General features: G+C 59.8%; 14 protein-coding genes and 1 pseudogene. 6 read left to right on the top strand and 9 right to left on the bottom strand.

The window, feature by feature from the left end; genetic code table 11:
• Positions 1 to 93: 93 nt before the first annotated feature.
• Positions 94 to 483, top strand: a complete 390-nt coding sequence (locus tag QZ609_RS09475) for a LysR family transcriptional regulator (protein WP_182611485.1) — start codon at positions 94 to 96, stop codon at positions 481 to 483.
• Positions 484 to 1,106: 623 nt separating this feature from the next.
• Here QZ609_RS09475 and arsN2 read toward each other — a convergent pair.
• Together arsN2 and QZ609_RS09465 are read right to left on the bottom strand one after the other, a co-directional pair.
• Entirely contained in the window at positions 1,107 to 1,565 is a 459-nt protein-coding gene (gene arsN2, locus QZ609_RS09470) for an arsenic resistance N-acetyltransferase ArsN2 (protein ID WP_182611484.1), read from the bottom strand.
• 9 nt (positions 1,566 to 1,574) lie between these two features.
• Entirely contained in the window at positions 1,575 to 2,885 is a 1,311-nt protein-coding gene (locus QZ609_RS09465; RefSeq protein ID WP_295493706.1) for an MFS transporter, read from the bottom strand.
• Positions 2,886 to 2,974: 89 nt separating this feature from the next.
• On the opposite strand from QZ609_RS09465, the gene arsH reads away from it, so the two are divergent.
• Genes arsH through QZ609_RS09450 form a run of 3 tightly spaced genes read left to right on the top strand, consistent with a single transcriptional unit; the run spans position 2,975 to position 4,577 of the window.
• Positions 2,975 to 3,763: an arsenical resistance protein ArsH gene (arsH, locus tag QZ609_RS09460; RefSeq protein WP_182611483.1), complete on the top strand. Its 789-nt coding sequence runs from the start codon at positions 2,975 to 2,977 to the stop codon at positions 3,761 to 3,763.
• Positions 3,764 to 3,783: 20 nt separating this feature from the next.
• Positions 3,784 to 4,107 carry a metalloregulator ArsR/SmtB family transcription factor gene (locus QZ609_RS09455; RefSeq protein WP_150317550.1) on the top strand — a complete coding sequence of 108 codons (324 nt, stop codon included), beginning with the start codon at positions 3,784 to 3,786 and terminating at the stop codon, positions 4,105 to 4,107.
• A complete protein-coding gene (locus QZ609_RS09450; RefSeq protein WP_182611482.1) occupies positions 4,104 to 4,577 on the top strand; it encodes an ArsI/CadI family heavy metal resistance metalloenzyme in 474 nt (157 codons plus the stop codon). The genes QZ609_RS09455 and QZ609_RS09450 overlap by 4 nt, the downstream gene beginning before the upstream one ends.
• Before the next feature lie 27 nt (positions 4,578 to 4,604).
• On the opposite strand, the gene QZ609_RS09445 is transcribed toward QZ609_RS09450, so the two are convergent.
• The 7 genes and pseudogenes from QZ609_RS09445 to pstS form a co-directional block, all read right to left on the bottom strand.
• Positions 4,605 to 4,946: a metalloregulator ArsR/SmtB family transcription factor gene (locus tag QZ609_RS09445; protein ID WP_158117858.1), complete on the bottom strand. Its 342-nt coding sequence runs from the start codon at positions 4,944 to 4,946 to the stop codon at positions 4,605 to 4,607.
• 141 nt (positions 4,947 to 5,087) lie between these two features.
• A pseudogene (phoB, locus tag QZ609_RS09440) lies at positions 5,088 to 5,777 on the bottom strand (phosphate regulon transcriptional regulator PhoB); the annotation flags it as partial.
• A gap of 10 nt (positions 5,778 to 5,787) precedes the next feature.
• Positions 5,788 to 6,501, bottom strand: coding sequence for a phosphate signaling complex protein PhoU (phoU, locus tag QZ609_RS09435; protein WP_182611480.1), 714 nt, complete (start codon positions 6,499 to 6,501; stop codon positions 5,788 to 5,790).
• An 11-nt stretch (positions 6,502 to 6,512) separates the two neighbouring features.
• Positions 6,513 to 7,286 (bottom strand): phosphate ABC transporter ATP-binding protein PstB, encoded by a 774-nt coding sequence (gene pstB, locus QZ609_RS09430; protein WP_220489788.1) that lies wholly within the window; start codon positions 7,284 to 7,286, stop codon positions 6,513 to 6,515.
• Position 7,287: 1 nt separating this feature from the next.
• Positions 7,288 to 8,145 carry a phosphate ABC transporter permease PstA gene (pstA, locus tag QZ609_RS09425; protein WP_182611494.1) on the bottom strand — a complete coding sequence of 286 codons (858 nt, stop codon included), beginning with the start codon at positions 8,143 to 8,145 and terminating at the stop codon, positions 7,288 to 7,290.
• Positions 8,145 to 9,173: a phosphate ABC transporter permease subunit PstC gene (gene pstC / locus QZ609_RS09420; RefSeq protein WP_259394751.1), complete on the bottom strand. Its 1,029-nt coding sequence runs from the start codon at positions 9,171 to 9,173 to the stop codon at positions 8,145 to 8,147. Before pstC ends, pstA begins: the two co-directional genes overlap by 1 nt.
• Before the next feature lie 58 nt (positions 9,174 to 9,231).
• Positions 9,232 to 10,251, bottom strand: a complete 1,020-nt coding sequence (pstS, locus tag QZ609_RS09415; RefSeq protein ID WP_182611478.1) for a phosphate ABC transporter substrate-binding protein PstS — start codon at positions 10,249 to 10,251, stop codon at positions 9,232 to 9,234.
• Between the two features lie 250 nt (positions 10,252 to 10,501).
• On the opposite strand from pstS, the gene QZ609_RS09410 reads away from it, so the two are divergent.
• Positions 10,502 to 11,017, top strand: coding sequence for an arsenate reductase ArsC (locus QZ609_RS09410; RefSeq protein ID WP_182611477.1), 516 nt, complete (start codon positions 10,502 to 10,504; stop codon positions 11,015 to 11,017).
• A gap of 2 nt (positions 11,018 to 11,019) precedes the next feature.
• Positions 11,020 to 12,093, top strand: coding sequence for an ACR3 family arsenite efflux transporter (gene arsB, locus QZ609_RS09405; protein ID WP_182611476.1), 1,074 nt, complete (start codon positions 11,020 to 11,022; stop codon positions 12,091 to 12,093).
• Positions 12,094 to 12,120: the final 27 nt, after the last annotated feature.

Raw genomic sequence — 12,120 nt, 5'->3', positions numbered from 1 at the left:
CCTTCATTACTTGAAGGCTTATGATAGCGAACTGGCCTCATCTTGGCATGACCCCTATAACGGTGCGCGTCCACCGTGATAACCGGCATCACCATGAAACCAACGCTGACCACCTCCCCCCTCGAAAACGAAAGCATGCGCTTCCGTGTGCAAATCAAGCACGCGGTGGCCATCGGCCCTGGCAAGGCGGATGTGCTTGAGGGAATAGCCCAAACGGGGTCAATTGCCGAAACCGGCCGACAGTTGCGCATGAGCTACCAGCGCGTCTGGTCTCTGGTCGCCGCCATGAACCAAGATTTCGTTGAACCGCTGGTGCTCACACAACGAGGTGGAGCCGACGGTGGAGGCGCACACCTGACCGAGATGGGGCAGCGTGTGCTGGAGGTGTACCGTGCCATCGAGCGCGATGCCGAGCGAGCGATCGCGAAGCGCCTGCCGGAGCTGACCAAGCTGATTCGGCCGAACGCCGGCGAGGCCTCGTAGCGCATGGCCTTGAAGTACCCGCGTACAGACCCAGTCTGGCAGGCCAATCCGCCTAGGGAAATTCCGATTCGCCTACCAGACGAGGCTATTCGCGGTTTGCTGAACGGCGCAGTGACGCGGTTGAGGTTCCCCGTGCAGGGAAATCCGCGCTTCGCCTATGCGTGCGTCGACAGGATGGGCGAGTTGAACAGGCAATTCTTTGTCAGCATGCCCGACGATGCGACCCGGGGCATAGTTGACAGATGTCCATATGGGGATCCTGGTGATGTCCTGTGGATTCGCGAGGATTGGGCTCAGGGGCAGGACGGCTCGCCGCACTACCGTGTGAGGCCGGAAGGCGGCGCTCAGGATGTCGACACGACGTGGAACAACGCAGCCGGCATGGCGCGGTCAGCGAGTCGTTTGAGTTTGGGGGTGCTGTCCACCAGCGTGGCACGGCTGCACGCCATGGCAAGAAGCGACGCCCGCGCTCATGGGCATGTCAGTGTTCCCGGCAGGACGGCACTCGACAGCTTTCGCGAAACCTGGGATGCAAGTTACTCACGTGCACCGTGGCGTACGAACCCGTGGGTATGGGTGGTAGACGTCGCTCGACCATCCGGCGAAATGCTCGCCAGTCCAGCTTAATCGCCGGCCAGCCGCTCACAGTGCTTGCTAAGGCAAGCCGCGGACTCGGGGCAGATGGCCGCGAACTGTGCCGACGCTCTCACGAGCCCCGGGACGATGCCTCGTTCGGTCGCGGCATAGCCGAGCTTCTTGAAATAAGCGGCAGCCGTGGTCGTCAGCACATAGAAATTCTGGATACCCACGTTGGCGGCTTCATGTTCGATCCGCCTTGCCAGACGACGACCAAGCCCCGCCCCACGTACAGTAGCGTCGACAGCCAGCGACCTTAGTAGGCCGTCGCTCGCATAGGTTTCAAAAGCGACGCACCCAACGATCTCCTGGCTATTGACGGCCACGAAAAACCTCGCTGGGCTATCGGGGGCGACGCCGTCCAGTGGTAATCGCTCTGCAGCCAGGAGCGACCGAATGGCAAAGTAATCTCCAGGAGTTGCATCCCGAATTTCGATTGGTTTCATGAACGGTTCCTAGTCGGTTGTGGTGGAGCCTTCGTGCATGACGCACCCGGAGTCGGGAGTCTGCACCCTGCGTCCGCTATATCGCCCTGCCATCACGTATGCCACGGCCGCCACCAATGCGACGAAAAGAAAACCCTGCTCGACAGGACCGTACGCCATGGTCAAGCCCCATGCTCCCGCAACGGCAATGGGGGCGAGTCCTTTGGCAATATTCGACGGCAACGAGAGCATGCCACTGAGTGCGCCGTACCCCTGCGTCCAGAGCAACTCCTGGATTGCAACGCCGCGCACGATCGTCATCATCCCATTGGCCGCGCCATATAGAAGTGCGAAGGCCATCAGGCCGAGGGTGGACGTCCCTGCGACCATCAACACTAGGATCGCCAGCGGCAACAGGAGCACCACCACGGTACCGACCACATGGATCGGCAAGGTCCTGCCAAATGCGTACCAGGCTACACGGGCCACGACTTGCGCCGGGCCGACAACTGCCATGACTGCCAGTAAGACGGCGGATGGCACGCCTCGCTCCGTCATCAAGGGAACAAGATGAAATGTCATTCCGGCGAACACGGCGTAGTACGCCGTGAAGCACACTCCTAGCGCCCAAAATACGGGCGACCTTAGCGCTCGAGCGGTCGAAACCGCATTCGTGCGTTTGAGTTCGCGACGGTCCACCTTGCCTGCGTTTGCCCTGCGCGATGATGGCAAAAACATTGCATGAATCGGCAGGCAGATCGCCAGGTTCATGACCGCCAGCACGAGCAACGTGGTTCGCCACCCTACGGTGGTGACCAAGTAGCCCGTGAGCGGAATGAAAATCGTGCTGGCAAAGCCGGCGACCAGCGTGATCAAGGTGACTTTTGCCCGATAAGTCAACGGATAGCGATGCGTGACGACGGCGAATACCGGATCGTAGAGGGTGGCCGACATGGAAAGGCCCAACCCGAACCAGACGACGAAAACAAGAGGCAACCACTGCGCATGGGCCCACAAGAGCAGCATCGAGCCTGACAGCGCCGACCCGGCCACCATCACGCGCCGACCGTGACCTGCGTCGATCCAGTGTCCGATCGGGTAGGCAGCGAGACCTGAGATGAGAAGGCCAAAGGAGAGCGCCCCGTTCATCGACGTGCGACTCCAGTGCATTGCCTGCTCCAACGGCCCCACCAGCAGTGAGAATGAGTAGTAGACCGTTCCCCAAGAAACCAGCTGTGCCACCGCCAACGCCCATACCGCGCGCCGGTCGCGTGGTTCGGGTGTTAGAGGTTCGGTTGGTGTCGCGGGCAAATCAATAGGTAATCCTTTGGATGTCAGCACGCATCACCCCCGGGTCAATTTGACATTTCCATAATACCGGAAATATAATGTATATCAAGGATGCCCGGCACAGGGCGCGGAAAGGAACCATGAACACAGTCACTCACCAAGTATCGGGGCATGAAGCCACGTCGTTGCCTGCCGCGCAGGAAGATTTCCTCGACACGAACATTGCAGCTCGCCTAGGCATGTGGGAGGAACCACCGGTTCGCATTCTGTTGCTGTATGGCTCCCTTCGCGCGCGCTCCTACTCGCGCTTTCTCGTGGAAGAGGCAGCCAGCCTGCTACTGCGTTTCGGGGCGGAGGTGCGAATCTTTGATCCCCGAGGTTTGCCGCTGGTCGACGAGGTCGAGGGCAATAGCCACCCGAAAGTCAAAGAACTTCTGGAGTTGTCTCTGTGGTCCGAAGGGCAAGTCTGGTGCAGCCCCGAGCGGCACGGCACGATCACGGGCGTCATCAAGACGCAGATTGACCATCTGCCGCTGTCTGCGGGCGGTGTTCGTCCCACCCAGGGGCGCACGCTTGCGGTCATGCAAGTGAGTGGCGGGTCTCAATCGTTCAACTCTGTCAATCAACTGCGGCAGCTTGGCCGATGGATGCGGATGTTCACCATTCCGAACCAGTCTTCAGTGGCCAAGGCGTACGAAGAATTCGATGAAGCTGGACGCATGAAGCCCTCGTCCTACTACGACCGTCTGGTCGATGTCATGGAGGAGTTGGTGAAGTTCACATTGCTGTTGCGCGGCAAGGCCGACTACCTAGTCGACCGGTACAGTGAACGCGTTGAGGAATCCCGTGCACTGGATCCGGTACGTGAGCTGGCAGAGCGCGTGCTTCGGGACCAAAAGGCAGCAGCACTGCGGACGCCAGCCGAATAAAGGAGCGCGGCATGAAATCGATGGAGGCCAAGTCAGTTGTCAAAGCGCTCGCTGCTCTCGCTCATGATCGGCGCCTGACAGTCTTTCGGCTGTTGGTGACCGCAGGCCCCGAGGGCATGAGCCCCGGGAGCATCGCAGAGCAAATTGGACTGCCCCCGCCCACGCTGTCTTTTCACCTGAAGGAATTGACCCAGGCAGGGCTAATCGAAGGCCATAGCCAGGGTCGCAACATCTTTTACAGCGCCAACTACGCGCACATGGACTCGCTCGTCAGCTTTCTCATGGAGAACTGCTGCTCTGCGGGATGCGCGTGTTCCCCACCACTGAAGCGGAGGCAAAAATGAAGCGATTTCACGTGCATGTCGTTGTCCCGGAACTCGGCGAGAGCGTGCGGTTCTATAGCGGCCTCTTTGGCGCGCCACCCACCGTTCAGAAAGACGACTATGCCAAGTGGATGCTGGACGATCCTCGCATCAACTTTGCCATCTCGGCACGTGGCGGCAAGATCGGCGTCGATCATCTGGGCTTCCAGGTCGACAGCGATGAGGAACTCGCGCAACTTCGGGAACAGGTCGCGGCCGGTAGCGTTCCCGTGCTGGACCAGCCCGGCGCACAGTGCTGCTACGCATCGTCCAACAAGTACTGGACGCAAGACCCGGCCGGAGTGCCCTGGGAAACCTATCACACCCTCGCTGATATCCCACTGTTTGGAGCTGACGCTGCCCAGCGGAATTCGACGGGTGAAGACAGCGCGTGTTGCGCACCGACTGTGGCAGTATCGGCTGTGATCAAGCGCAAGGCGGCGAGTTGCTAAACTTGGTGAATGGCAAGTCGGGTGGGGTTAAGCAGGAACCGGCTTGCACTTGGCTTTCCTGGCGGGCTTGCATGCCGCCGAATCGGCGCCTTGGCAACAGTTCTCCGTCAGGAAGTCCACCAGCTCGTTCATGTGCTCGATTTCGGGTGCGTAGTACACGAAGCGCCCCTCTTGCCGCGCAGAGACCAAGCCCGCATGCGTCAACTCCTTGAGATGGAACGACAGCGTCGCGCTCGCCAAATCGAGCTCCTCCTGGATAACGCCCACACTCAAGCCTTCCGGACCTGCGATCACGAGGCGGCGGAAAATGTTCAGGCGCGTAGATTGAGCCAGCGCCGACAAGACTTTGATGGCGTCCTTTTCCTTCATTGGGCGTGTAGATAATCAGGTCGAATCGATAATTCTAACGCTATCGGCATGACATTACGGTGATAGCGTTGATGACAGCGTTGCGTGGCCATGTGAATGTGCCCCTGTGCCCACCCGGGTGGCGTCGACCATGCCCTGTGCAGAGAGCCGATATCCGCTACCCCGCACTGTTTCGATAATGGGCTCGTACCCTGCAGGCTTAAGCACGGTGCGCAGTCGCTTGATATGGACGTCGACGGTACGCTCTTCGATGAAGGCATGGTCGCCCCATACCTGATCGAGCAGCATGGCGCGGCTATGCACCCGCTCGGGGTGGGCCAGGAGGAAATGCAGTAGCTTGAACTCGGTGGGGCCCACTTTGAGCGGGATCTCGGTCCGGCCCTTTGCGACGTACACGCGATGGCTGGCCGTGTCGAGCGTCAATCCATGGACGGCCACCACTTCCTCAGCCAACTGTGGTGCACGGCGGCGCAAGACCGCCTTGATGCGGGCAAGCAGTTCCTTGGGAGAAAATGGTTTGGGCAGATAGTCGTCCGCTCCCGCTTCCAGGCCTTCAACACGGTCGCCTTCGGTGCCGTAGGCGGACAGCATGATGACAGGAACCTCACAGCCACGTTCACTGAGCCTGAGCGCACGGAGGAAGTCAATGCCGGAACCTCCCGGTAACGCGCGATCCAGCACGATGAGATCGGGCAAAACTTCCGCGACCAAGGACGACGCCACCTGAGCGTCTGCCGCATGGATCGGATGAAAGCCACCATGGTGCAACGTGAGCGTGAGCAACTCCGCGATGGCGGGCTCGTCCTCAACGACCAAGACATTGGCAGGCATGCGTTCCTCGTCAAGCGTCAGGATCCGACACTTCGCGCTCGAGGTCCTCAAGCGAGATGTGTCTTACGTCGGTGCCGTGTGCCACGAAAATCGCCAGCTCCGCGATATTGGTCGCATGATCGCCAATGCGCTCAATAGCTTTTGCGATGAAGAGGTAGTCGAGGCCCACCGCGATCGAACTTGCGTCTTCCATCATGTACGTGATGAGCTTGCGCACGAACGCGCGAAACTCATTGTCGATGGCCAAGTCATCTCGCACCACCTGCGCAGCGCCGGCCGCATCCAACCGCGCAAATGCGTTCAACGCACGGTAGAGCATTCGAGAAGCCAACTCGCCGGCCAGCCTGATCTCAGCGATGTTGATCGCGTGCGCGGGCCCATCCTCAGCGATGTGCCTGGCCTTCTTTGCGATCTTGCGGGCTTCATCACCGGCACGTTCCAGGTTCGTCGTGCTCTTTGACATGGACATAAGCAGGCGCAAGTCACGCGCAGCTGGCTGTCGCCGCGCGATGACGTTGCTGATGGCTTGGTCCATGGATACTTCCATGGCATTGAGCGTCTTCTCGTTGGCTAGGATCTCGTTCACCAGGCGTGGTTCGTATTCCCCCAGCAAATCGATCGCGCGCGCCAGTTGCGCTTCGACCAGCCCCCCCATTTCCAACAGCTTGCCGGAGAGTTGGCCCAGCTCAGCGTCGTATTGGCTGGACAAGTGCTTGTCGGGCATGCGCGGTGCTCCTAGCCAAACCGGCCGGTGATGTAGTCTTCGGTCGCCTTCTGTGTCGGCCTCGAGAAGACCTGCTCGGTCGGCCCCATCTCGACAAGGCGACCCATGTGCATGAAGGCAGTCTTCTCCGAGACGCGAGCGGCCTGTTTCATGTTGTGCGTCACCATGACGATGGTGTAACGCTTGCGCAGCCCATGCAGGAGCTCTTCGATTTTGCCGGTCGCCACCGGATCCAAGGCTGACGTTGGCTCGTCCAGCAGCAAGACTTCAGGATTGATTGCAATGGCGCGGGCAATGCACAAGCGTTGTTGCTGTCCACCCGAGAGCGCCAAAGCACTCTGCTGCAGTTTCTGGCTGACCTCATCCCACAGTGCCGCCTGACGCAACGCAAACTCGACGCGATCATCCAACTCGGTGCGATTCAGTGCTTCGTGATGCTGGATCGCCAGCGCGATGTTGTCGTAGATAGACATGGTGAACGGCGTGGGCTTTTGGAACACCATGCCCACCGCCAAGCGCAGCCTGCTGAGCTTGTAGCCATCCGCGAGAATATCGTGACCGTCGAGCTCGACCCGACCGGTTGCCTGCTGGTCGGGGTAGATCGAGTACATCCGGTTGAGCACGCGCAGCAGTGTCGATTTGCCGCAACCCGACGGCCCGATGATGGCCGTCACCTGCTTTTCCGGGAAATCGGCGTTGATATCGAACAGCGCCTGCCGGCGGCCATAGTGAAAATTCAGCCCTCGCACGCTGATGCGAGTCTTTCCAGAGGGGGGCGTCAGCATGCTATCGGGTGCCATGTGCGCGATTGAAGAACATGCGGGAGAAAATGGCCAAGGCGAGAACAAAGGCGGTCATGATGAATGCTCCTGCCCATGCAAGCGCGTGCCAGGCCTCGTAAGGGCTCATGGCAAACTGGAAAATCACAACCGGAATGTTGGCCAAGGGCCCATTGGGCGTACTTGACCAGTACTGGTTGTTCAACGCCGTGAACAGGAGCGGCGCCGTCTCACCACTGATGCGCGCAATGGCCAGCAACACGCCAGTCACGATGCCCGCGCTTGCTGCTCGCATCAGCAGACGTGAATTGATCTTCCAGCGCGGAATGCCGAGCGACAAGGCTGCCTCCCGCATGCTGTCGGGGACAAGCTGGAGCATTTCGTCAGTGGTACGGATCACCACCGGCAGCATGATGATGGCGAGGGCTACGGCGCCAGCCCACCCCGAGAAGTGACCGACCTGGCGGACGATCAGTTCATAGACAAAGAGGCCGATCACAATGGACGGCGCGCTCAGGAGAATGTCGTTGATGAAGCGAATTGCTCCGCCTAAACGGGTACGGCGAGCGTACTCGGCAAGGTAGGTTCCCGCCATCAGGCCGACCGGGACACCGATCGCAGTTGCAATCCCGATCATCAAGAAACTGCCGTAGAGCGCGTTCAAAATCCCGCCGTCTTCGCCCGGTGGCGGCGTCATCTTGGTAATGAGCGCCGGCGACATCGCGCTGAAACCGTTGATGACGGTTGTCGCGAGAATCCAGAAGAGCCAGAACAGACCAAACACCGTGGACAGGACCGAGAACAAGAACACGATGTTGTTGACGATCCGTCGCCGGCGGAATTTACGCATATCGATCGTCGCCATCATTTGGCTCCTTCCATACGGTTGAGTCTGAGCAGTAGCAGCTTGGCGAACGCCAACACGATGAAGGTGACGACGAACAAGACGAAACCCAGCGCGATCAGCGAGGACAGGTAGATCGGCGAATCCGCTTCGGTGAACTCGTTGGCCAAGGTGGCCGCGATCGAGTTGCTCGGCTGCAGCAGTGACACACTAAGCTCGTGAGCGTTGCCGAGAACGAAGGTCACAGCCATGGTTTCGCCAAGCGCGCGCCCCAAGCCCAGAAAGATCGCTCCGATCACAGCCGAGCGGGTATAGGGCAATACGACCTTGCGCATGACCTCCCAGCGGGTGGCACCCAGCGCGAACGCCGATTCCTTGAGCATCTGAGGCGTAGCGGCAAAGACATCTCGCATCACCGCGGTGATGAACGGGATGATCATGATGCCGAGGATGAGGCCGGCCGGCAGCATGCCCAGGCCAATGGGTGCGCCTGAAAACAGTGGCCCGATGAGCCAAGCCGACCCCAGGTGGTCGATCAGCCACGGTTCCACATAGTCCGCCAGAACCGGCGCAAAAACAAACAGCCCCCACATCCCGTAGATGATGCTGGGGATGGCTGCCAGCAGCTCAATGGCCGTACTGACTGGGCCTCGCATCCAGTTCGGGGCGATCTCGGTCAAGAACATCGCGATGCCGAAGCTGATCGGCACGGCGATCACCAGGGCGAGGAACGAACTGACCAGGGTGCCGTAGATAGGAACCAGTGCGCCGAACTTATGCGCGACGGCATCCCAGTCAGTGCTGGTGATGAAGCTCCAGCCGAAGGTGTGGAACGCCAGGCGCCCGCCCCACAGCATCGACAATGCAGCCCCAAGCAGTAGCGCAAACACAAAGATCGCCGCAGAGGCCGCGGCGAATTTGAACATGCGGTCTGCCAGTTCGTCGGAGAGCCGCCGCTCGCGCGTCCGGTATGCCAAGTGAGCCCCACTGGAATCGGCACGGCGGGTGGCGGATAGATCCTCTTGCATCTCTTCGGCTGTGGTACGCATGTGCGGTCGGTCGTGTCGGGGAGAAGCCTAGGCTCCTCCCGGCTGGCGGAGAGTCGGCTTAGAACTTGAAGTTGTTCGACCAGTACGCTTCGATCTGCTTGACGAGAGGCTCAGGCAGCGGCACATAGTCAAGCGACTGAGCCTGCAATTGGCCCTTCTCCAGCGCCCATTTGAAGAAATCGATAGCGGCACGCGACTGGGCTGGCGTCTTGGGCTGCTTGTACATGATGATGAACGTGGTCGCGGTTACTGGGTATGCATCCGGGCCACTCGCATCGGTCATAACCAAGTCGAAATCCTGCGCCTTGGACCAGTCCGCCGTCGCGGCTGCTGCCTGAAACGACTTGGCGTTCGGCTCGACGTAGTTTCCGGCCTTGTTCTGAATGGAGCCGTACGTCATCTTGTTCTGCAGGACATACGCGTACTCCACGTAGCCGATGGAGTTCTTCAGACGGTTCACGTAGGCAGCGACGCCTTCATTGCCCTTGCCGCCGACGCCGACGGGCCACGCGACCGACGTGCCTTCACCGACCTTGGATTTCCACTCGGGGCTCACCTTCGACAAGTAGTTCACCCAGTTGAAGGTCGTGCCGGAGCCATCGGAACGATGCACTACGGTGATGTTGGTATCGGGCAGCTTCAGACTGGGGTTCGCTTTCACGATCGCAGGATCGTTCCACTTGCGAATCTTGCCCAAGTAGATGTCAGCCAGCATCGAACCCGTGAAGCGAATCTTGCCGGGCGCCACACCATCAAGGTGCACGACCGGCACCACGCCACCGATCACCGAGGGGAACTGCCCCAGGCCTGCGGTCTTCAGGTCCGCCGCAGACATCGGCATGTCACTTGCGCCGAAGTCGACGGTTGCGGCCTTGATCTGAGCCAAACCACCGCCGGAGCCGATCGACTGGTAATTGACCTTGTTGCCCGACGCGCCGTTGTAGGCTGACGACCACTTGGAGAGAATCGGGTAGACGAAGGTCGAACCCGCACCCGTAATCTCTACCGCATGCGCTGCCACTGACAGCGCCATCGTCGCGACCCCACCCGCCACAACTTGCATAAACCGCGTTTTCATCGTTGTCCTCGATTGGTGACTACAATTCGATAACTCTAGATACGTCACAAGCGTCGGGATACTAAGTCTAGTTCGTGACGATTCCGTGACAAGGGGCGGCACGATGAAATTTTTGTGACTCCCCAGACCTCACAGGCCTCAACGCCTAGAGTTTGAAAGGTCGCCTCTTGCTGCGATGCGATATTTCCAATATATTGGAGATATCGATACATCGCGCCGCATCCTTCGCGGCCCTTTTGGAGAAAATCCGGTGGCTGAACAACGCAAATACAACGTTCTGTTCCTTTGCACGCACAACTCCGCGCGCTCGATCCTTGCTGAGGCAGCGCTCAACACCCTGGCTAGCGACCGCTTCGTTGGTTACAGCGCTGGCAGCCATCCGCGTAGCACCCCGAACCCATTTGCCATCGACCTGCTGCAGTCGCAGGGGATCTCCACAGAACATCTGCGCAGCAAGAGCTGGGATGAATTCGCGGAGCCTGGCGCACCGGTCATTGATTTCGTCTTCACCGTTTGCGACAACGCCGCTGGCGAAGTCTGTCCGATCTGGCCGGGCCATCCCGCCAAGGCCCACTGGGGTGTGCCCGACCCGTCGGAAACACAAGGAACGGACGAGGACAAACACAAGGCGTTCCTGAACGCCTACGTTCAACTGCGCAAGCGCATCGAGTTGTTCGTCAATCTGCCGCTCTCCAAGCTGGACCGCCTCGCGGTGCAGGATGAGCTGCAGAAAATCGGCACGACACTGTCGGCGAAGGGAGAGTAAGGATGGCGGGAAACCAATCCGCGGTGAAGGCCGCAGAACAACCTGCAACCGGCATTGGATTCTTCGAGCGCTATCTGTCGGTCTGGGTGGCACTATGCATCATCGTGGGCATCGTGCTCGGGAAAACGCTGCCGGGCTTGTTCCAGACCGTGTCTGGCCTTGAGGTCGCGCACGTCAACATCCCGGTGGGGGTGCTGATCTGGGTGATGATCATCCCGATGTTGTTGCGCATCGACTTTGGCTCGCTGGGCAAGGTTCGCAAGCAGATCAAGGGCATCGGCGTCACGCTGTTCATCAACTGGGCAGTCAAGCCCTTCACGATGGCGCTGCTTGCCTGGGTGTTCGTACGGCACGTGTTCGTCCAGTGGCTACCGGCCGACCAGATCGACAGCTACGTCGCTGGGCTGATTCTGCTGGCGGCGGCGCCTTGTACCGCGATGGTGTTCGTATGGAGTCAGTTGACCAAGGGCGACCCCTACTTCACGCTGTCGCAGGTGGCATTGAACGACATCATCATGGTCTTTGCCTTCGCGCCGGTGGTGGGGCTACTGTTGGGCATCTCGAACATCGCGGTGCCATGGGACACGCTGCTCACCTCAGTCGTGCTCTACATTGTCATCCCAGTCATCATTGCGCAGCTCCTGCGCAAGATGCTCCTGCGCGGCGGCGAGGCGGCATTCCAACGCGCGCTCGGCAAGATCGCCCCGTTCTCGATCGCTGCGCTGTTGCTGACGCTGGTGCTCCTCTTCGCGTTCCAGGGCGAGCAGATCATCGAACAGCCGACCGTCATCCTGCTCCTGGCGATTCCGATCCTGATCCAGGTCATCCTCAATTCGACACTGGCTTATCTGGCAAACCGGCGACTCGGGGTACCGCACGATGTTGCTGCGCCGTCCTGCCTGATCGGCGCGTCGAACTTCTTTGAACTGGCCGTAGCAGCTGCTATCAGCCTGTTTGGCCTGAAGTCTGGGGCCGCGCTTGCTACGGTGGTGGGCGTACTCATTGAGGTGCCCCTGATGCTGGCTGTGGTGAAGATTGTCAACGGCTCACGACGCTGGTACCAGCGCGGGCTTTAATGTCACCGGGCGAGGCCAACGCCAACA

This window comes from uncultured Ralstonia sp. (assembly GCA_913056305.1).
Taxonomy (GTDB): Bacteria; Pseudomonadota; Gammaproteobacteria; order Burkholderiales; family Burkholderiaceae; genus Ralstonia.
Note: the sequence above shows the minus strand (reverse complement) of the source record. Positions and strands in the feature narration are given on the sequence as shown.